The organism is Agrobacterium tumefaciens str. B6 (genome assembly GCF_001541315.1).
Lineage (GTDB): Bacteria > Pseudomonadota > Alphaproteobacteria > Rhizobiales > Rhizobiaceae > Agrobacterium > Agrobacterium radiobacter.
Window position 1 is genome coordinate 51341 of the sequence record NZ_LMVK01000012.1, and the last position, 19634, is coordinate 70974.

General features: G+C 61.6%; 24 protein-coding genes and 1 riboswitch. Of the genes, 15 read left to right on the forward strand and 9 right to left on the reverse strand.

Annotation, left to right across the window (positions count from 1 at the left end):
- Positions 1–109 precede the first annotated feature (109 nt).
- Entirely contained in the window at positions 110–1036 is a 927-nt protein-coding gene (locus ASB65_RS10360) for a bestrophin family protein (RefSeq protein WP_003509330.1), read from the reverse strand.
- A 187-nt stretch (positions 1037–1223) separates the two neighbouring features.
- Here ASB65_RS10360 and ASB65_RS10365 point away from each other — a divergent pair, with 187 nt between their 5' ends.
- Together ASB65_RS10365 and ASB65_RS10370 are read left to right on the forward strand one after the other, a co-directional pair.
- Positions 1224–1931 carry a helix-turn-helix transcriptional regulator gene (locus ASB65_RS10365; protein ID WP_003509329.1) on the forward strand — a complete coding sequence of 236 codons (708 nt, stop codon included), beginning with the start codon at positions 1224–1226 and terminating at the stop codon, positions 1929–1931.
- Positions 1932–1979: 48 nt separating this feature from the next.
- Positions 1980–2348, forward strand: coding sequence for a VOC family protein (locus ASB65_RS10370; RefSeq protein WP_060723923.1), 369 nt, complete (start codon positions 1980–1982; stop codon positions 2346–2348).
- A gap of 138 nt (positions 2349–2486) precedes the next feature.
- On the opposite strand, the gene tam is transcribed toward ASB65_RS10370, so the two are convergent.
- Positions 2487–3257, reverse strand: coding sequence for a trans-aconitate 2-methyltransferase (gene tam, locus ASB65_RS10375; protein WP_003509327.1), 771 nt, complete (start codon positions 3255–3257; stop codon positions 2487–2489).
- 337 nt (positions 3258–3594) lie between these two features.
- Between tam and ASB65_RS10380 the strand changes: the two genes are divergently transcribed.
- Both ASB65_RS10380 and ASB65_RS10385 read left to right on the forward strand, forming a co-directional pair.
- Positions 3595–4476 (forward strand): branched-chain amino acid aminotransferase, encoded by an 882-nt coding sequence (locus tag ASB65_RS10380; RefSeq protein ID WP_003509326.1) that lies wholly within the window; start codon positions 3595–3597, stop codon positions 4474–4476.
- A gap of 170 nt (positions 4477–4646) precedes the next feature.
- Positions 4647–7007 carry a methyl-accepting chemotaxis protein gene (locus ASB65_RS10385; protein WP_060723924.1) on the forward strand — a complete coding sequence of 787 codons (2361 nt, stop codon included), beginning with the start codon at positions 4647–4649 and terminating at the stop codon, positions 7005–7007.
- Between the two features lie 213 nt (positions 7008–7220).
- Here ASB65_RS10385 and ASB65_RS10390 read toward each other — a convergent pair whose 3' ends face one another.
- Positions 7221–8108: a LysR family transcriptional regulator gene (locus tag ASB65_RS10390; RefSeq protein WP_060723925.1), complete on the reverse strand. Its 888-nt coding sequence runs from the start codon at positions 8106–8108 to the stop codon at positions 7221–7223.
- A gap of 96 nt (positions 8109–8204) precedes the next feature.
- On the opposite strand from ASB65_RS10390, the gene ASB65_RS10395 reads away from it, so the two are divergent.
- Positions 8205–8747 (forward strand): GNAT family N-acetyltransferase, encoded by a 543-nt coding sequence (locus ASB65_RS10395; protein WP_060724180.1) that lies wholly within the window; start codon positions 8205–8207, stop codon positions 8745–8747.
- Positions 8748–8800: 53 nt separating this feature from the next.
- On the opposite strand, the gene ASB65_RS10400 is transcribed toward ASB65_RS10395, so the two are convergent.
- Positions 8801–9157 carry a hypothetical protein gene (locus tag ASB65_RS10400; RefSeq protein ID WP_174014696.1) on the reverse strand — a complete coding sequence of 119 codons (357 nt, stop codon included), beginning with the start codon at positions 9155–9157 and terminating at the stop codon, positions 8801–8803.
- A 220-nt stretch (positions 9158–9377) separates the two neighbouring features.
- Here ASB65_RS10400 and ASB65_RS10405 point away from each other — a divergent pair, with 220 nt between their 5' ends.
- Entirely contained in the window at positions 9378–9980 is a 603-nt protein-coding gene (locus tag ASB65_RS10405; RefSeq protein ID WP_003509319.1) for a superoxide dismutase, read from the forward strand.
- 111 nt (positions 9981–10091) lie between these two features.
- Positions 10092–10961 carry a metallophosphoesterase gene (locus ASB65_RS10410; RefSeq protein WP_060723927.1) on the forward strand — a complete coding sequence of 290 codons (870 nt, stop codon included), beginning with the start codon at positions 10092–10094 and terminating at the stop codon, positions 10959–10961.
- 146 nt (positions 10962–11107) lie between these two features.
- Here the strand turns inward: ASB65_RS10410 and ASB65_RS10415 are convergent, their stop codons facing one another.
- The gene (locus ASB65_RS10415; protein ID WP_060723928.1) at positions 11108–11827 is read right to left on the reverse strand and encodes a helix-turn-helix transcriptional regulator; all 720 of its coding nucleotides are present in this window, start codon (positions 11825–11827) and stop codon (positions 11108–11110) included.
- Between the two features lie 133 nt (positions 11828–11960).
- On the opposite strand from ASB65_RS10415, the gene ASB65_RS10420 reads away from it, so the two are divergent.
- From ASB65_RS10420 to ASB65_RS10445, 6 genes are all read left to right on the forward strand, one after another.
- Positions 11961–12590 (forward strand): LysE family translocator, encoded by a 630-nt coding sequence (locus ASB65_RS10420; RefSeq protein ID WP_003522261.1) that lies wholly within the window; start codon positions 11961–11963, stop codon positions 12588–12590.
- Positions 12591–12709: 119 nt separating this feature from the next.
- Complete coding sequence (locus ASB65_RS10425) at positions 12710–13144, forward strand: c-type cytochrome (RefSeq protein WP_003509310.1); 435 nt, start codon at positions 12710–12712, stop codon at positions 13142–13144.
- A 90-nt stretch (positions 13145–13234) separates the two neighbouring features.
- The gene (locus tag ASB65_RS10430) at positions 13235–14185 is read left to right on the forward strand and encodes a c-type cytochrome (RefSeq protein ID WP_060723929.1); all 951 of its coding nucleotides are present in this window, start codon (positions 13235–13237) and stop codon (positions 14183–14185) included.
- Between the two features lie 18 nt (positions 14186–14203).
- A riboswitch (cobalamin riboswitch) is annotated at positions 14204–14438 on the forward strand.
- Positions 14439–14599: 161 nt separating this feature from the next.
- Positions 14600–14782: a CbtB domain-containing protein gene (locus tag ASB65_RS10435; RefSeq protein ID WP_003509308.1), complete on the forward strand. Its 183-nt coding sequence runs from the start codon at positions 14600–14602 to the stop codon at positions 14780–14782.
- A gap of 11 nt (positions 14783–14793) precedes the next feature.
- Positions 14794–15507 carry a CbtA family protein gene (locus ASB65_RS10440; protein WP_003509307.1) on the forward strand — a complete coding sequence of 238 codons (714 nt, stop codon included), beginning with the start codon at positions 14794–14796 and terminating at the stop codon, positions 15505–15507.
- A gap of 4 nt (positions 15508–15511) precedes the next feature.
- Positions 15512–15826, forward strand: a complete 315-nt coding sequence (locus ASB65_RS10445; protein WP_060723930.1) for a hypothetical protein — start codon at positions 15512–15514, stop codon at positions 15824–15826.
- Positions 15827–15997: 171 nt separating this feature from the next.
- Here the strand turns inward: ASB65_RS10445 and ASB65_RS10450 are convergent, their stop codons facing one another.
- The 4 genes from ASB65_RS10450 to ASB65_RS10465 form a co-directional block, all read right to left on the reverse strand.
- Positions 15998–16564: a type 1 glutamine amidotransferase family protein gene (locus ASB65_RS10450; RefSeq protein ID WP_003509305.1), complete on the reverse strand. Its 567-nt coding sequence runs from the start codon at positions 16562–16564 to the stop codon at positions 15998–16000.
- A 21-nt stretch (positions 16565–16585) separates the two neighbouring features.
- Entirely contained in the window at positions 16586–17074 is a 489-nt protein-coding gene (locus ASB65_RS10455) for a GNAT family N-acetyltransferase (RefSeq protein WP_003509304.1), read from the reverse strand.
- 204 nt (positions 17075–17278) lie between these two features.
- Positions 17279–17692 (reverse strand): MerR family transcriptional regulator, encoded by a 414-nt coding sequence (locus tag ASB65_RS10460; RefSeq protein WP_003509303.1) that lies wholly within the window; start codon positions 17690–17692, stop codon positions 17279–17281.
- Between the two features lie 110 nt (positions 17693–17802).
- Entirely contained in the window at positions 17803–18153 is a 351-nt protein-coding gene (locus ASB65_RS10465; RefSeq protein ID WP_060723931.1) for a hypothetical protein, read from the reverse strand.
- A 129-nt stretch (positions 18154–18282) separates the two neighbouring features.
- On the opposite strand from ASB65_RS10465, the gene dmeR reads away from it, so the two are divergent.
- Positions 18283–18555: a Ni(II)/Co(II)-sensing transcriptional repressor DmeR gene (gene dmeR / locus ASB65_RS10470; protein WP_003509296.1), complete on the forward strand. Its 273-nt coding sequence runs from the start codon at positions 18283–18285 to the stop codon at positions 18553–18555.
- 53 nt (positions 18556–18608) lie between these two features.
- A complete protein-coding gene (gene dmeF / locus ASB65_RS10475) occupies positions 18609–19628 on the forward strand; it encodes a CDF family Co(II)/Ni(II) efflux transporter DmeF (RefSeq protein ID WP_060723932.1) in 1020 nt (339 codons plus the stop codon).
- Positions 19629–19634 lie beyond the last annotated feature (6 nt).

The window sequence follows — 19634 nt, forward strand, 5'->3', positions numbered from 1 at the left end:
GATGTCTCTCCTGTTTGCTGAAAACATGGTCGGCGGCAGATGCCGGGCGGGGAAGCCGTCTTTCATTAACTGGTGTCCGCGCGATCGGTTTCAACCCGGCGGGACGATATCACATCAGTACATAATCCACCGGGCGCGGGTCGGCCGGCAGATCGGTCTCGCCCATCGCCTCGCGCAGATTGATCTCGATGGTGGTGGCAAGCGCATTGATCGGCAGGGCATTGAGGCCGGTGCCGAATGGGTCTTCCAGCTCGTCGGACAACGCGTCGAGACCGAAAAACGTATAGGCGATCAGCGTGCTGGTAAAAGGCGTGGCCCAGCCGAGCAGATCCGTGAAACCGAACGGCAGCAACAGGCAGAAGAGATGCGCGGTGCGGTGAAGCAGCAGCGAATAACCGAAGGGAACCGGCGTCTGGCGGATGCGCTCGCACGAAGCCTGCGAGGCCCCCATCTGCTGCACGGTGGCGTCCAGCATCTGCAGCTGGATATCGCTGATCTGCCCCTTGCCATGAGCGGAGACGACAGCGCCGGATATTTCGCGCAGCAGCATGTCCGGTTTGTTGCGGCTGCGGGCATAGATCTCCGAAAGGTCATCCGGAATGAGGTTGGCGGCAGTGGCGGTCGCATCCCCGGGGCGCAGGTGCGAGACCAGCGCGTGGCAGAAGGCGATTACAAGATCGGTGATCCGCCGGCGGGTTACGGGATCGGCTACATCCTGCCGGCCTTCCAGCATGGCGGTCTGTCGCGAAAGCGTGCGGGCGACGGTGATCAGCGCGCCCCATTGCTTGCGGGCTTCCCACCAGCGGTCGTAACAGGCATTGGCGCGAAAGCCGAGGAACACCGAAAGCGCGATGCCGAGCAGCGAAAAGGGCGCGCCGTTCAACGCCTGCACCAGATCCGGCCGGTCCTTGTGCGCCCAGACAACCAGCGTCGACAGCAGGAACACCGCAAGCACCTGCGGAAAGATGCGGACGATGATGGAACCGCGCACGATGAGGAAAAGCTGCAGCAGGTTCGGTTTTGGACGAACGATCATGGCGGAAACTCGAAATGCCTGTGGTGGGTGAGGGGGCGTGAATATCCCTGACCATATCTACATGATGGCGGCGCGGCCTTGTCCACCCTTTTTTGCGTGGTTGCACCGGGCGGCTGGCGGCGTTACGCGTCTATCGCCGGGATCGTCAACAGTACGATCCGACTATGCGGGTGGAAGGAAATGTCGCGTGTCGCGCTCACAACGGCTTCTTGATCTCTTGCAGATCCTGCGCTCCCACCGCATGCCGGTCAGCGGTACGGCCCTTGCCGCGCAGACCGGCGTCAGCCTGCGCACGCTTTACCGCGATATAGCAACGCTTCAGGCGCAGGGTGCTGACATCGAGGGCGAAGCGGGGGTGGGTTATGTGCTGCGACCCGGTTTCCTGTTGCCGCCGCTGATGTTTTCGCAGCAGGAGATCGAGGCGCTGGTGCTCGGCTCGCGCTGGGTGGCGGGCCGCGCCGATGCCGGGCTGGCCGAGGCCGCCCGCGCCGCACTCGTCAAGATCGGCGCCGTGCTTCCCGATGCCCTGCGCGAGGAACTCGATAATTCCACCCTGCTCGTCGGGCCGGGGCAGGGCCTCGCCGCCATCCATGTCGATCTGGCGGCCATTCGCGATACGATCCGCAAGGAAAGCAAGGTCGTCATCACCTATCGCGATGAAAAGGGAGACGTGACGGAGCGGGTGATCTGGCCCTTCGCACTCGCTTTTTTCGATCTGGTGCGGGTGGTGCTGGGCTGGTGCGAGACGCGGCAGGACTACCGCAGTTTCCGGGCCGACCGCATCGAAGATTTCCGTCCTCTCGACAGCCGTTATCCGCGCCGCCGCCAGGCCCTGCTGAAAGAATGGCGCGAAAGGGAAAAACAGCGGCGGCGGCATCATGCTGACAAAAACTGACAGTAGCGGGGTCTAGAAACCGTTCATCCGCAACACAGGAGAACAGCCATGATCCACCCCGATTTCACCATTCTCTACGTCGACAACCCGCCGGCCAGCACCGAATTTTACAAGGCTCTGCTGGGTGCGGAGCCGGTGGAATCCTCACCGACATTTTCCCTCTTTGTCCTTGCCAACGGCATGAAGCTCGGCCTGTGGTCGCAGCATACCGTGGAGCCGAAGGCATCGATCGCGGGCGGCGGCGGCGAGCTCGCCTTCCGTGTCGAAAACGACGCAGAGGTGGATGAGACTTTCGCCAGCTGGAAGGCAAGAGGCTTCGCCATGCTGCAGCAGCCCGCCAAAATGGAGTTCGGCTACACCTTTACCGCTGCCGACCCCGACAACCACCGTCTCCGGGTCTATGCCTTTGCAGGTTAAACATTGGCGTTTAGGCCGGTTGGCTAGATAAGCCTGCGGCCGTCCACGCTTTCTGCATTCCGCGCTCTCCTCATCCCTGTGACAAACACAGGAATGAGGGCGGTGGGGGATGCGTCCACCTGCGACAATCTCACGTCCTTACTTCTTCACCGCCACCACAAAAAGCCGGGGAAAACGCAGCAGCAACCGGCCGTCCGCCATCGGCGGATAGGCCTCCTTGATGCGCCGCGTGTAGTCGGCGAGGAAGGCTTCGCGGTTTTCCTCGCCGGCGGCGGCGAGATAGGGGCGCAGGCCCGTGCCCTTGACCCATTCGACGATGCTTTCCGCATCCTTCATCGGATGGTTATAGACGGTGTGCCACACATCCACCCGCGCGGATTTCGGCGTCAGCGCATCGAAATAGTCCGAAGGGGGAGGCAGGGGTTTGCGGCGCAGGCTGCCGTCCGCAAAGCTGTCCTTCCAGGCGCCGTTCGCTCCGGTCTCCTCCATGGCGCGATGCGTCGGCTCCTGCAGATTGTCAGGCATCTGCACGGCCAGAACGCCGCCGCTTTCCAGCTGGTCCATCAGTTGCGAAAGAACGACGAGATGATCCGGCACCCACTGAAAAACGGCATTGGCGTAAAGCAGGTCTGCCTTCTGCGCCGGCTTCCATTTTGCAAGGTCGGCCTTGCCGAAGCGGGTGGTCGGCAGCCGGTCCGCCGCCTTTTCCAGCATGTCGTCGTCGCTGTCGATGCCGGTAATGACGTTGACGCCGTAACGGTCAGTCAGAAGCTCGGTGGAATTGCCGGGGCCACAGCCAAGGTCATAGCCATTCAGCACCCGCTCCAGCGGCACATGGGCCAGGAGATCCCGGGCGGGGCGTGTCCGTTCGTCTTCGAATTTCAGATATTGGTGGGCGGACCATGCCATGGTTTTCCTCCTGCGGACTGCCGTCAGATCGTCAGCATCGCATGGGTGAAATCGCCCCGCCATCATCGGATCGATGAATTATTGTGATGAATCTATTCATCAACCTTTTGTTTCACCTCATAAAACATCTTTGTCGGGCCGTCGCTTTGTTATTTTCCATCAAAATCAGAAATCGCGGCAATTAAAACTTGACCTCGTCAGGGGAGAGGCATTCACTCCGGCCGATTTCCAGCACATCCCAGGTTGAGCGCGCGTAGCGTTCCTCATCCGGTAATGCATCAGAACAAAAAGACGGAGCGTTTTCAGTTGACGGAAACGCTTGAGACAGGAGACCATCATGAGCGTCGATACCGCACCCCGATCAACCACCTGGACCTATGTTGACGGTCAATGGCTGCCCGGCAATCCGCCGCTCATCGGCCCGACCTCGCACGCCATGTGGCTGGCGTCGACGGTGTTTGACGGCGCGCGCTGGTTTGATGGCGTCGCTCCCGATCTCGATCTGCACTGCCAGCGCGTCAACCGCTCTGCCGCCAATATGGGCATGAAGCCGACGATGACGGCGGAGGAGATCGAGGCGCTGGCGCTGGAAGGCGTCAACAGGTTCGACGGCAAGATGGCGATCTATATCAAACCGATGTACTGGGCCGAACACGGCATGCCCGGCAGCGTTGTCGCGCCGGATGCCAGTTCCACCCGTTTTGCGCTGTGCCTTTTCGAAGCGCCGATGGATGCCGGCAAGCCGCTGACGCTCACCGTCTCGCCGCTGCGCCGTCCTTCGCCGGAAACCGCGATGACCGACGCAAAGGCCGGCAGCCTTTACCCCAATAGCGGCCGCGCCATTCTGGAAGCCCGCTCGCGCGGCTTCGACAATGCCCTGATGCGCGACATGAATGGCAATGTCGCCGAGTCCGCTTCGGCCAACATCTTCATGGTCAAGGACGGCGTCGTCTTCACCCCGGTTCCGAACCGCACCTTCCTGGCCGGCATCACCCGTTCGCGGGTGATCGGCCTTCTGCGTCAGGCCGGTTTCGATGTCCGTGAGGCGACCCTGTCGGTCGAGGATTTCCGCGAGGCCGATGAAATCTTCTGCTCGGGCAATTATTCCAAGGTTTCGCCTGTCGTGAAGCTGGATGATCGCGAGTTGCAGGCAGGCCCGGTCGCCCGCAAGGCGCTCGATCTTTACATGGACTGGGCGCGTCTCGGCGCAGACGTCTGAGATCGGCAATCATCTCGTAAAGAGGCCACGGCGGGCATTCGGCCTGCCGTGGCCATTGCTTTTCTGCGGTGCAATATTTTCCCCAAAAAGACGGGGGGAATTTAATCCAATTTTAGACAAACGAACTGTAGTTTGCGGCATCTTCACCTCCGGCTAACGAGGGCCGCCAGATGTCTTTCAGCATTCGTAATATACTTGTGGGATTTTTCCTTACCATCAGCCTTGCGCTGGCCGGTTTGGTCGGCAACGAATTGTGGCGCTCGGTCAATCGCGCCGGCACCTTTTCCGAGGTCGCGCAACTCGCCTCGCTCGACAAGCTTCTTTTCAATGCGCTTTTGAATTTCCGCAGTGAACGTGGCGACAGCGCCACGGCGTTGACGCTCGATCCGTCAAAGTCGGCCGGCAGCATCGCCAGCGTGCAGGCGGCACGCCAGAAGGTGGATGCCGCCATGACGGCGTTCCTCACACAGTCTTCATCGCTCGAAAACACGCAGCTGCAAGCGCCGCTCAAGCGTGTGAAAGATGTTTACGCGCAGTTCGTCGAGCTCAGAAAAAAGGTTGACGCCAATGTTTCGCAGCCGCTCGACCGGCGCGAAAGCGGGCTCGACAAGACGGTCATGACGCTCGGCGGCGATTTCCTCGCCTCGCTTGAAGCCGGTTCGACGGCACTTGAAGGCACTGTCCGCTCCCTCGATCAGGGTCAGACCGGTTTGATCCAGCTGCGCTCCTATGGCTGGTCCGCCCGCGCACTTGGCGGCAGCGCCACCGTCATTCTCAACGGCGCCGTCGCCCAGAACCGGCCGCTCACCGCGCAGGAAATGCAGCAGCTCGGCGCAGCTGATGCCGGTGCGGCTTTCGCGTGGAAAGCGACCGGCGATCTGGTCGCGCATGAATCGACGCCGCAGTCGCTCAAGGACATCTACGCCACCGCGGACAAGACCTATTTCAAGGGTGATTTCAGCACCCAGCGCACCAAGCTCATCGACGACCTGAACAACGGCCGCACGCCTGCCTTCACCATGGATAGCTGGCGCACCACCGTCACCGAAAATCTCGGCACGATTGCGAAAATCGCGTCCGCCGCCATGGATGTTCTGGATGCCAATGCCGAAAAGGCAAAACAGGGTGCCTTTATCGATGCGATGATCTATCTCGCCGTCTTCGTCGTCACGCTGGCGCTCTGTATTCTCTCGCTTGCTGTCATCGTCGGCCGCGTCACCCGGCCGATCAGCCGCCTGACCAACGCGATGATGGAGCTTTCGGGCGGTAATCTTGCAATCGATGTCGCCGGTGCAAAGCGTTCCGACGAGATCGGCGAGATGGCCCGCGCCGTGGAAATCTTCCGCGAGGCGGCAATCCGCAACAAGCAGCTGGAGGCGGAAGCCGTCGCCAACCGCGAGCGGGCCGAGCGGGACCGTATCGAGCTGCAGCAGCGTGCCGAGGCTGAGGCCGAAGAACGGCTCAATCAGGCCACGGGTTCGCTAGCGGGCGGCCTTCGCCGTCTTGCTTCCGGCGACATGGTCTGCGAGATCGCCACGCCGTTCGCTCCGCAATTCGAGGCGCTGCGCCACGATTTCAACAGCTCCGTGCATCAGCTGCGCGAAGCGCTCACAAGCGTCGGCCAGTCCGTACAGACAGTGAACGGCGGCGCGCATGAGGTGTCATCGGCATCCGACGATCTTTCCCGCCGCACCGAGCAGCAGGCCGCTTCTCTGGAAGAGACCGCCGCCGCGCTGGAAGAGATCACCGCCAATGTTTCCGCCACCTCCAAGCGAGCAGGCGAGGCGCGCGACACGGTGCGTGAAGCACGGTCAAAGGCCGATCTTTCCGGCAAGGTGGTGCGCGATGCCGTTTCCGCCATGGAGCGCATCGAGCATTCCTCGCGCCAGATCGGCCAGATCATCGGCGTCATCGACGAAATCGCCTTCCAGACCAACCTTCTGGCGCTGAATGCGGGCGTCGAGGCGGCGCGGGCGGGCGATGCGGGCAAGGGTTTTGCCGTCGTCGCACAGGAAGTGCGCGAACTGGCGCAGCGCTCCGCCAATGCCGCCAAGGAAATCAAGCAGCTCATCAACACATCTGCCGTTGCGGTGGGTGAGGGCGTGAAGCTGGTCGCCGACACCGGCGTCGGGCTTTCCGAAATCGAGCAGCTGGTGCTTTCCGTCAACACCCATATGGACGCCATCGCCACTGCGGCGCAGGAACAGTCGGCTGGCCTTTCCGAGGTCAACACCGCCGTCAACCACATGGATCAGGCCACGCAGCAGAACGCCGCCATGGTCGAGGAAATGAACGCGGCCGGTGCGGGTCTCGCGCAGGAATGCGCCAACCTCCACGCCCTGCTTGCGCAATTCCAGCTCGGCCAGCAGACCTCCGCATTGCGGGAGACGGCAAGGCATATGCAGCGGGCCGCAAGTCCCGCCCGTGCGCCTGCCGCACCCGTCGCTGCGCCTTCAAGGGCCCGCCCGGTTGCCGCCTCGCGTGGCAATGCGGCGCTGGCCGTGAAGGGCGACGACTGGACGGAGTTCTGAGGAAGAGATTGCCTTTGACAAAACCCGCGCTACCGGGTTCCGTCACCCCGGACCTGATCCGGGGTCCAGCGCGATCAAGTCCTTGATCGCGTAAGACTCTTCTCACGGCGCAGACGCGCCGTGGCTGGATGCTGGATCTGGTCAGGCATGACGGAGGAGAGGTGTGGTCCTTTTCGTTAACAGCCGAGCCCGCGCCCGAAACCGGCGCGGGCTTTATCGTTTCTGCAAGCTCGGCAGCGCAGCGGCAAGCGCCCGCAGCGGCGCGGTCATATGTTTGTCTCGCCGCATCGCCAGCGCGATCCGGCGCTCCAGCGGCGGCTCGAGCGAGCGCCATTCAAGCCCTGACGTTGCGCTTTCATACTCCATCGCCATGCGTGGCACGATCGCAAGGCCAAGGCCCGCACCCGCGAGCTTCTTGATGGCCTCGACGCTGCCCAGTTCCATGGCAGGCTGCACGGTACGTCCGCTCGCCGAAAACCATTGATCCACCAGCCTGCGCGTATTGCCGCCCTCGTAAAGCAGCAGCGGCCGCGTCGAAAGCGTTTCGGCGTTCAGTACCGTTCTGTCAGTGACGGCGCCATGCGGGAAAACTGCAACCAGTTCATCGAGATGGATATCGCTGATATCGAGGCTGCGGCCGCTGGCGGGCAGGGCCACCACCGCCGCATCGATCGTGTTGGCCTCCAGAAGCCGGAGGATATCGTGGGTATTGCCGGTCTGCACGACGATTTCGATACCGGGCATGGCCTGGCGGATTTTGGCCAGCACCGGCGGCAGCAGATAGATGCAGGCGGTTGCGCCCGTGCCGATGCGCAGGCGTCCCGTCACCCCGCTGCGATGCGGTGCTACGGTACCGATCGCATGCGCCACTTCTTCCGCAATCCGCCTTGCATGGATGAGAAAATCCCGCCCCGCCGCCGCCGGCTGCGCGCGCCTGCCGACCCTTTCGATCAACCTAACGCCGAGTTGTTTTTCGAGAAGCCGGATATGCAGGCTGATGGCCGGCTGGGTCAGCCCCGCCTTGTCGGCGGCGGCGGAAAAGCTGCCGAGATCGGCGACATCCATGAAGCTGCGCACCTGCCGCAGATCGAGGTCCATCATCAAAGAAAACCTTATCGTTTGTATAAGATAGATAATCTTTATTTTGGCTGCGCCGCAATGCACAATGATGGCGTGAATGATCCGCAGGACAAGAGAATGACCCTTTCCACCGTTTCCAGCCTTTCGATCCGCCCCTGTGAAGAGGCCGATATTCCAGCCATTACCGAAATCTACCGGGATGCCGTGCTCCATGGCCGCGCCAGTTTCGAGATCGATCCGCCGAGCGCGGAGACGATGCTCGAGCGCCGTCGCCTCATGGTGGAGGGTAATTATCCCTATCTCGTCGCCGAATGCGATGGAAAGATAGCCGGATATGCCTATGCCGGTGCTTATCGTCCGCGCCCGGCCTATGGCGCGGCGGTGGAGAATTCCGTTTATATCGATCCGGCCATGAAGGGCATGGGCATCGGCCGCAAGCTGCTCGATGCACTGATCGAGGAGGCGACGGCGCGCGGCTTCCGGCAGATGATCGCCGTTATCGGCGACAGCGCCAACGCCGCGTCGATCGGCGTACACCGCGCCGCCGGTTTCGAGCATGTCGGCACCTTCAAATCCATCGGCTGGAAACATGGCCAATGGCTGGATACGGTGCTGATGCAGCGCGCGCTGGGCGAGGGTGACACCACGCCACGTTTCTGAGGCGTCAGAGCGGGACGGCGAAAAGTGCGAGCGGTCCCGCTCTCAATATAGAATCAGGGCTTGGTGGAGCCGGGAATTTCCACCTTCAGCGTATCCCCGGCAAGCTCGCTGCCCAGTTCCACCGCCTTGGTCTTCTTGTCGTAGACGCAGATATGGCTGACCGTCGCATCCGCGCCCTTGGCCTTGCCGGTCAGGATGGCGAGGCCGTAATTTTCGCTGCCGACGGGATCGACCACCGCCTTGGCGTCCTCGATCATGTCCTTGGCTCCGGCAAGGCAGGCCGTCTGCACATCCGCCACGAATTCTTTCCAGGTATCGTCCGAGGATGCGGCGGCGGGGAGTGCCAGCGATGACAGGGCGGTGAAGAGGAGGATGGAGCGGATCAAGGAGCGGGAGTTGGGGCGGGTCATGGAATTTCCTTCCTGCAATCTCGGCAAAACCGAACCGATAGGGTGGAAAACGGTACGCCAGGGTTGTGAAACAAATGTGGTGGTGGCCGGCGCGAGACGAATTTTCTCTTTTGGCGGAACATTTTGATATTTCACAGGTTGCCCAAACAGAGCTTCGCTCCTATGGTCCGCTCACACGGTTTCTAGGAGCGGTAACCCGCTGCAAAAAGGAGTAAAAACCATGGCCTTTGAACTTCCTGAACTCCCCTACGACTACGACGCGCTTGCACCCTACATGTCGCGCGAGACGCTCGAGTTCCATCACGACAAGCACCACAAGGCATATGTCGACAACGGCAACAAGCTGGCGGCGGAAGCAGGTCTTTCTGACCTGTCGCTCGAAGAAGTCGTGAAGAAGTCCTTTGGCACCAATGCCGGTCTCTTCAACAATGCTGCCCAGCATTACAACCACGTCCATTTCTGGAAGTGGCTGAAGAAGGACGGCGGCGGCAACAAGCTGCCGGGCAAGCTCGAACAGGCATTTGCCTCCGATCTCGGCGGTTACGACAAGTTCAAGGCTGATTTCATCGCTGCCGGCACCACGCAGTTCGGCTCCGGCTGGGCATGGGTTTCCGTCAAGAACGGCAAGCTCGAAATCTCCAAGACCCCGAACGGCGAAAACCCGCTGGTTCACGGTGCAGAGCCGATCCTCGGCGTCGACGTCTGGGAACACTCCTACTACATCGACTACCGCAACCTGCGTCCGAAGTACCTCGAAGCCTTCGTCGATAACCTCATCAACTGGGACTACGTCCTGGAGCGTTACGAAGCCGCCGCCAAGTAAGGCTTGCGGAACGGAATTTTCGAACACCCGGCCCTCGCGCCGGGTGTTCTGCTTTTGGGATGTCGTTCTCTGTCACAAGCCTGTCATCCGCCGGGTTTATCGCGGCGCATCATGACTGAAAAAACCACGCCTCTCTTCTCCTTCGGCATTGTCGCCGATCCCCAATATGCCGATGCCGATCCGCGCCCCGAGATGGGCCGATATTACGCTGAAAGCCCGAAAAAGCTCGCAGACGCGATCGACGCCTTCAACCGCGAAGATCTGGCCTTCGTGGTGACGCTGGGCGATATCATCGACCGCGGCTTTGAAAATTTCGATGCGATCCTTGCCGTTTACGACAAGCTTCGCCACCGGTCGGTCCTGCTGCCGGGCAATCACGATTTCGCCGTCGCCGCTGAGCATTTGCCCGATATCCATAACCGCCTCGGCATGTCCGCCCCCTGGCATGATTTTTCCATCGGTGACGTCCGCTTCGTCGTGCTTGACGGCAACGAAGTCAGCCTTTTCGCCCCGCCGCCCGGCGATCCGCGTCGCGCGCTTGCTGCAGAGCGGCTGAAGCGTCTGGCGGATGCGGGCGCAATCAATGCGCAGGACTGGAACGCTTCGCTCAGCGATGAACAGTTCGAATGGCTGCAGACGGTTCTGCAAAAGGCGGATGCGGCAGGCGAAAAAGTGATCGTTCTCTGCCACTACCCTGTCTATCCGGAAAACGCCCACAACATGTGGGACGCGCCGCGCATCCTCGAGCTTCTCGGCGCGCATCCTTCGGTCGTCGCGTGGTTCAACGGCCATAATCACGAGGGCAATTACGGCGTGCTGGGCCATACCCACTTCGTGAATTTCAAGGGCATGGTGGATACGCCCGACCAGAACACGTTTGCCATCGCCGATGTTTTTGCCGACCGAATCGCCATTCGCGGTTTCGGGCGCGAGGAGGACCGGGTGCTGGGGTATTTGCTGCAAAACGCTGCCGTGCTTTGAGGCCAGACTCCCCTCCGCCGCGCAAACGCGTGTCGACTGGATTCCTGTGACGAGCACAGGAATGAGGGTGGAGAGGGGTGCTCCGGCTCCGACAGAGAACAAAGGCTGCGAGCTGCACTATCTCGTGCTCGTCGCACAACGCCAGCTTAATCTGTCGCGCGTTCCGGAGTTCTGTTTCCCGGCTGGTTGCTCTGCCAGCCGCTCATCCACAATTGCCGCAGCTTCTCGCCTTCGAGCTTGAAGAAGCTGCCCGTGGTGTCGCAGCTCAGCACCCGGTCCGAGCGGAAATTGCGGATCGCCTGCCGTAGTTCGCACCAGGCGACGATATTCACCGTTTCGGAATAATAGATCACCGCAATCGGCCCAATCCGTCGTTGCGTTTCCGCGCCGGCTTCATCGCGATAGGTGATTTCCAGTTTCTCCTCGTCGCGCACCGCGCGCCTGACCGTGGCAAGATCGACGCCTGCTGGCGCCGGCGCGATGCTGCCCCAGGCGTGCAGGGCATTAGCGGAGAGGGTTTTCGACAGGGGGTCGGGCAGGGAGGCGGCGATCTTGTCGCTGACCTGCCTGGCCGCCTGCCGCAATTCGGCATCGCCGGTGCGGGCGACCATGGCGAGCGCCAGCACGATCGCCTCCGTCTCTTCTATGGAAAACATCAGCGGCGGCAGGTTGAAGCCGGGACGCAGGATATAACCGACGCCGCGTTCCCCTTCGATCGGCACGCGCATGGTCTGAAGCGCTGCTATGTCGCGATAGACCGAGCGCACCGTCACCTCCAGCGCCTCGGCAATCGTCTGCGCGGTGACCGGCCTGCGCGCCACCCGCAGGATCTGGATGATCTCGAACAGTCTCGACGCCTTGCGCATTGCCGTTTTTCCCGGTTGCTTCGCCACGCAACTGACACAACGCTGTCAGTTGGTCTTTCCTATAAATGGAGAAACACATTGAGAAACATGGACTTTCCCGAATGTGTCATGAACCGTTTTGGGAGATACTGACATGAGTTACGCCGAAAATCTCTGGCTTTTCTTTCTGGTCCTGTTCGGCATCATCATTCTGCCGGGCATGGACATGCTGTTTGTGCTGGCAAGCGCGCTGACGGGCGGCAAAAGAACCGGCCTTTCCGCCGCAAGCGGCATGAGCGCCGGCGGCATCGTGCATTCGCTTTACGGCGCGTTGGGCGTCGGCATGCTCGCCGCCTGGATGCCGTCGCTGTTCCTGCCGCTTCTGGTCTTTGGCGCCGCCTATATGATCTGGATCGGCATCGGCCTGATGCGCAGCGCGATTGTCGTGAACGGCGACGAGGCCCAGGCGAGCGCTTCGGTCAGAAAAGCCTTCTGGCGGGCGGTGCTGACCTGCCTTTCCAATCCGAAGGCCTATCTGTTCATGATGGCGATCTATCCGCAATTTCTCAAACCCGCCTATGGCCCGATCTGGATGCAGGGGCTGGTGATGGGCGCGATGGTGGCGGTGACGCAGTTCACCGTCTACGGCGCGCTGGCGCTGACGGCGGATAAAAGCCGGGCATGGCTTGTTTCCTCGCCCGCCGCCACGATCTTCATCGGTCGCGCCGCCGGTTTCATGCTGATTGCCGCAGCGCTTCTCACGCTCTGGGAGGCCTTGTCTTAGGCTTCTGTTTTCACGATGGAATTCACCGCAATGTGACTTCTTTTCGCCATCCGGAAAGGGCATCCTCGCGCCGTTCCATCTAGCGCCCGGTGTCCCAGCCGGAATCAAGGAGAGTGTGCATGAAACTGAAAACCATCACGGCGGCCATGCTTTTCGGCTGTCTTTGCGCCGGAGCGGTCTACGCTGCCGGCGAAGTCGAAAAACGTGAAGGCATGATGAAGCAGATCGGCGGCGCCATGGGTTCGCTCGCCGCCATCTCCAAGGGCGAAAAGCCCTTTGACGCTGATACCGTCAAGGCCGCCGTGACGACCATCGGCACCAATGCCAAGGCTTTCCCGGAGCAGTTCCCCGCCGGCACCGAAACCGGCAGCGCGGCTGCTCCCGCCATCTGGGAAAATTTCGAGGACTTCAAGGCCAAGGCCGCCAAGCTCGGCACGGATGCGGACATCGTTCTCGCCAATCTCCCCGGCGATCAGGCGGGTGTTGCCACCGCCATGAAGACGCTCGGCGCCGATTGCGGCACCTGCCACCAGACCTATCGTCTGAAGAAATAATCGAATGATTCTGGAAACGCCGCTTCCCGGCGGCGTTTTCTCACGCTCGAAAGGCATCTGACCGGGTCAGGTGAGAATGGGGAGAGGGGTATGTCCTCCATCTGGACGAAATTCGCTGGCGGGGCCGTGGTCGCGGCGATTGCGGGCTACGGCATATTCGCCTGGGTCACCGCGCCGGAACGTCAGGCGCCAAGCCATTGGGTCAGCCTTGGCGAACCGGATCTGGCCAATGGCGAAACGCTGTTCTGGGCGGGCGGCTGTGCAAGCTGTCATGCCGCACCCGATGCGAAGGGTGAGGCGCTGTTGACGCTTGCGGGCGGGCAGGCGCTGAAAAGCCCCTTCGGCACCTTTCATGTGCCCAATATTTCTTCCGATCCGCAGCATGGTATCGGCGGCTGGACGCTGGCGGAATTCGGCGATGCGATGACGCGTGGTGTGGGCAGGAACGGTGAGCACCTTTACCCGTCCTTTCCCTACGCCTCCTATGCCCGCATGACGCAGAAGGACATCAACGATCTCTTCGGTTATCTGAAAGCCCTGCCGGCCAGCCAGAACGATGCGCCGGATCACGAACTGCCGTTCCCGTTCAACCTGCGCATGGCGCTGGGCGGCTGGAAGTTCCTTTATTTCGACCCCTCCGCACCGCCGCGCGTCGAGCTTGCCAATGCCAATGCCGAATTGCTGCGCGGTCAATATCTGGTGGAAGGGCCGGGCCATTGCGGCGAGTGCCATACGCCGCGCAATGCGCTCGGCGGTTTCTTTGCCGATAAGTGGCTGGCCGGCGGCCCCAATCCGGAAGGCGAAGGCCGCATTCCTGACATCACCCCCGGCTCGCAAAGCATCGGAAGCTGGGCCAAGGCCGATATTGCCAGCTATCTGGAAACCGGCTTCACCCCGGAATTCGACAGCGTCGGCGGTTCGATGGTCAAGGGGCAGCAGAACATGGCGCATCTGACGGCCGATGACCGCGATGCGATCGCCGCCTATCTGAAGGCCATTCCGGCGCGGGAGGGGGCCCCTGGGCGCATGCGCGCCCATTGACTCCCGCCGCCACCCATCGGATAACAATCCTGTGATGGTTCCTTCCGGGCGTTCCGGAAGGGGAAAAGGGAACACGATAGGGAGAAATCCTCATTCGTGGCTGCCCCCGCAACTGTGAGCGGAGAGCCTGAAACGAAGTGCCACTGGCAAGCCATTTTCCGGGAACCGAGGTTTCCAGGGAGGGCGATGCCGGGAAGGTGTTTCAGGTTTTGACCCGTAAGCCAGGAGACCTGCCATCACGGAAATGTCCATGCCGGCGGGGTGTCCGGAAGAGCGGAATTTCAGGGTGGCGAGATCAATGCCTCCCTGTGTCAGTCTCGTATCCCCGTGGTGAAGTGTATCGCATGCGGTCTTGCGGCTCCCGCCGTTCGGCCGTGTCTAAAGGCGCGGGGTCGCGCCGGGAGAGGGGTCACCATGTCCATCCAGCAGAATACGGCCAATTCAGCCGTTTCCGCAAAAACGGGCAGCTTCGCGCAATCGCTGACGGCGATCGTGCTTGGCCTGTTCGTTGTCGGTTTTGTCGGCTTTTCCCATGTGGAAGCCGTTCACAATGCCGCGCATGACACGCGTCATGCCAATGCCTTCCCCTGCCATTGAGGGGAAACGGCATGTCATCTTTTCGCAATATCGTCTTTACCGCCGTTCTCGTCGGCATTCTCGGCGGCTTTGCCGTGTCTGCCATGCAGGCTTTCGGCACCACGCCGCTCATCCTTCAGGCGGAAACCTATGAGAGCGCCGGTGGCGAGGCGCCCCACAGCCATGATGCGACGGCGCCCGGTGCTGCGGTTCCCGCCCATGAGCACAATGACGAGGCCTGGGCTCCGGCCGATGGCTTCGAGCGCACCGCCTATACCGTCGCCGCCAATGTCCTGACCGCCATCGGTTATGCGCTTGTCCTGACCGGCCTTATTTCGCTGCGCGGCACGAATGGCGGCTGGCGCGAAGGCCTTCTCTGGGGCGTTGCCGGTTTTGCCGCCGTCATGCTGGCCCCGATGATCGGCCTGCCGCCGGAACTGCCGGGCAGCCCGGCCGCCGCACTTGAGGCGCGGCAGATCTGGTGGCTCTCCACGGTTGCCGCAACCGCGGGCGGCATTGCGCTGATCGCATTCCGCCGCGAACCCTGGGCCATCGTTCTGGCGCTGGTGTTGATCGTTGCGCCGCATGTGGTGGGCGCACCCCTGCCTCCGGAAGGTGAACATGCGCTGGCGCCGCTGCCGCTGGAGCGTCAGTTCATCGTCGCCGCCACGATCACGAGCTTCGTTTTCTGGGCTTTGCTCGGAACATTGAGCGCGTTTTTCCTGAAGCGCTTCCAGCAGGCGTAAATCCATGCAGGACGCAGCGGAATGGAGTGAGGAACTCGATGCGCTGCGTTTTGCCGTTCCCGGTCACGGCGCTTTCTGCGCCGTGCACCGCCTTGCCTTCAAGGCGGTGCTGGGGCCGAGCCCTACAGAAGAGGCGGCTCTTGCCTTTTTCCACGACCATGAGGTCGCCTTTGTGGCGGCGGCACTTGCCAAGATAAAACGTGCAAATTTCCCCGCCGGCCGAAGCCTGCATTTGAACAGCCGCGATATTCGCCGGGCGATTGCCGGGGAGGGCGGCGATCACGCAGCACGTGTTTGCCGGGTGCTGGATCAGCGATAATCATCGCTGTTCTCACCTCCGTCATCCCGGCCTTGAGCCGGGATCCAGCCAGCCCAAGTCCTTGGGCTGAGAGGAGTCTTTTCGCCGCGCAGACGCGCGTCGGCTGGATTCCGGCCCAAGGCCGGAATGACGGGGAGTAGAGGGAGTGCAAACAACCGAGACGGCTGCGCCTCAGCGATGCTCCGCCGCAAAAACCTGAAGTTCCGCCTCGGCTTCCGGACCAAAGAGGCCGAGGTGTTTCAGGATTTCCACAGCGAAACTGACCGGCGCGCTGCCGGCGGCCGTGATGATGCCGCGATCGCTGACTGCTTTCGGCTGGTCGCGATAAAGCGCCTCGCCGCTATAGACGGCATAGGCCTTGTGCGATGCCAGCGAATTGCCGGTATGGGCGACATCGTTCAGAACGCCCGTGCCGCCGAGCGCGCTTGCCGCCGCGCAGATGCCGGCCACCAGCCGGTCCCTGTCGCGAAACCGGTGCACCAGCCCGCCAAGATCGACAGCCGTTCCCTTTTCCCAGCTGAGACCGCCGGGAATGACAAGCGCATCGATGCCAACAGGATCAAGCGCGTCATAGGATGTGTCAGGCGTTACATTCAGCCCGCCCATGGACGTTACCGGCCGGCCATCAGGCGTGGCATAGATGATTTCGACGCCGAGATAGCCGCGCGCTGCGGCAGCAAGCAGCGCCGGTTCCCAGTCAGCAAAATCCTGCGCGAGCGCAATGGCGATCCGTGTCATGGTCGTCTCCGTTGATGCCAATCAGGCAATTGACTGCATGTAGCGCATGCCGGTAACCGGCCGGGGCGCGAAATCCATGTTTTCGTAGAAGCGATGCGCCGCGACATTGCCTGTTGTGGCGCTGACGGAAAGATAGTCGCAGCCGAGACGCTTGGCGATATCGCGGGCGCGGGAAACCAGATGCTGACCGGTGCCATGGCCGCGATGGCCGTCACGCACGAAGAGATGATGCAGCTCGAGCCCGCGCCGGCCTTCCTGCGCCCTGTAGAGCGGCAGAAGCAGGGCGTAACCGATCAGCGCGCCATCGGCTTCGGCCACGAGGCCATGCACCCAGGGCAGCGGGCCGAACAGGTCGCGTTCCAGTTTCGCCGGCGTGATCGCCGCCGCATCGCCGTGGTAGGAGGCAAGCAGCGTGATCATCTCGTTGAGTTCGGGCAAGTCCGTCTTGCGTGCGCCACGAATGATGACGACGGGCGGTCTTTCCAGTGTAAGGGAGCTATCTTCGGTCATTTTTTCGGTCCTTTGGTCTTATCGGTGCCGTCAGGACGCTTGAGAAACAACAAAGCCGCCTGACGGCGGCTTGTTGACAACATGATATGTCGAGCCGCCCTTAGAGGTAGGCCCAAAAGTACGAGCAGGAGATGGGTGCGCGTTCGTTGATCATGGGAAATGCAATGCGCCCGAATCCGTAATCTGTCAAGCCCGGTTTTCCGTTCAGTGCTCACCCTCGCACATGTCATGATTGGAAAGCGCGCGGATGACGTAACAATCCTCGATCGAATGGCCGTGGCAGTGGGAGACGATGCGCTCCAGCTCATGCTCCAGCTTCTTGAGGCTGGCGATCTTTTCTCGCACATGGGCGAGATGTTCGGCAGCGATGCGGTCCGCGCCCTCGCATGGCATCTGCCGGTGCTGGCTAAGCGCGATCAGTTCGCGGATGGCGTCGATGTTCAGCCCGAGATCCCGCGCATGGCGGATGAAGGCCAGCCGGTCGAGGTCGGCCTTTTCGTAACGGCGCTGATTGCCCTCAGAACGGTCGGCCTCGCGGATGAGGCCCATCTGCTCGTAATAGCGGATCGTCGGCACCTTGACGCCGGTACGTTTGGACAATTCACCGATGGACAGCATGACTTTCTCCATATCTCGGGCAAAGACGGAAGAACGGGGTGGCTTCGCCGTTCAGAGTCGATGCTCTAGTCTCTAGAGATATTGCTTTTCAGCCCGCCATTCAATGGGTCTCAGGCGGCGTCATCCACGCCAAGCGCCTGGGCGAGCGCTTTGAGGACATCGTTCTCGATGCCGGATGCGGCTTCTGGCTGTGCCGATGCGGCCATGTCCAGGGCGGGTGTTGTCGTGGAGGTGCCGCTGTCGAGATTCCAGAGTGCTGTGGCGAGGCCGAAGGAAACGCTGGCGGCGGCCGGCGCGATGGCCGTGGCAGCGGTTTCGACGCTTGAAATGGTGCGATGCGCGGCGCGGGTCAGCTCCAGCAGGGCTTCGGTGGTGGAGTGAGTTTCCTTGCCTCTCGCCGGCTCAAGGCTCCGGAGCGGAGTGGGATGATAGCTGCTGATGGTTGCTGCGATAGTCGTCATGACTGAGTCCCCTAAGTTTCATGGGGAGATTTTTTAAGGGTCGAAACATTCGCGAAGATTGCGTCAAGCGGGGCTTGAACGGAAAATCTCACTCATATAGTATACCCCCCTATACTATATAAGGTCCCCATGTCCCATACGATCCGCAACAAGGAGAAGCTTCTCGCCCGCATCCGCCGCCTGAAAGGGCAGATGGAAGCGGTGGAGCGTGCGCTTGATGATGCCAAGCCCTGCGGCGAGGTGCTGCAATTGCTCGCTTCCGTGCGCGGCGCGCTTTCCGGACTGACGGGGGAGGTGATGCAGGAGCATCTGCATGAGCATGTGGTGCATGCCGAAAACGAAGACGAACGGGCCCGGGCGGCGGAAGAGCTGGCCCAGGTGCTGAAGACCTACATCCGGTGAAATCGAACGGGCCAGCAGATCAGGCAGGCCAGTAGCAAACAGGATTGAGCGACATGACGACGACATCCGAACACCGCGCAGCAGCCGGTCACGACCATGTTTTCCTCGGCCAGAACCACGAGCGCAATGAGAGGCGCGTCTGGATGGTCATTGCGCTGACTGCGGCCATGATGGTGGCGGAAATCGTTGCCGGCCACTGGTACGGCTCCATGGCGCTGACGGCGGATGGCTGGCACATGTCCACCCATGCGGGCGCGATGCTGATTTCGGCCTTGGCTTATCTTTATGCCCGTCGTGAGGCGCGCAACCCGCGCTTCACCTTCGGCACCGGCAAGTTCGGCGATCTCGCGGGTTTTGCCAGCGCGATCGTGCTGGCGGTGGTGGCGCTGCTGATTGCCGTGGAAAGCGCTATGCGCCTATTCAATCCCGTCGAAATCGATTTCAACCAGGCTATCCTCGTCGCCATCATCGGCCTTGCCGTCAATCTTCTCAGCGCCGTGCTGCTGAAGGATGATCATCACCACGATCATGGGCATGGACATGGCCACACCCACGGTTCGCATGCCCATCACGGCCATGGCAGCCACGCCCATCATGATCATGGCTCGCATGCCGGTCACCATGCTGACCCCGGCGCAAAGGGCGGCAGGGACAATAATCTGCGCGCGGCCTATCTGCATGTGCTGGCGGATGCGCTGACCTCGGTTCTCGCCATCGTCGCGCTGCTGCTTGGCAAATGGAACGGATGGTCGTTCCTTGATCCGGCCATGGGTATCGTAGGCGGTCTGGTCATTGCCCGCTGGTCATGGGGGCTGATCCGCTCCACGGCGACAACCCTGCTTGACGCGCTGCCGCCGGCGGAGGATTTGCCGCAGGAAATCCGTGAAAGCGTGGAGACGGAAGAGGATCGCATCACCGACCTGCATGTCTGGCAGGTGGGGCCGGGGCATCACGCCGCCATCGTGGCGATCCATTCGCAGGCGCCGAAGGCGCCGGCTTTCTACAAGCAGAAACTTGCCGCCATACATGAACTGTCCCATGTGACGGTGGAAGTGAGCCCGGCAAGGGCCTGATTGGAA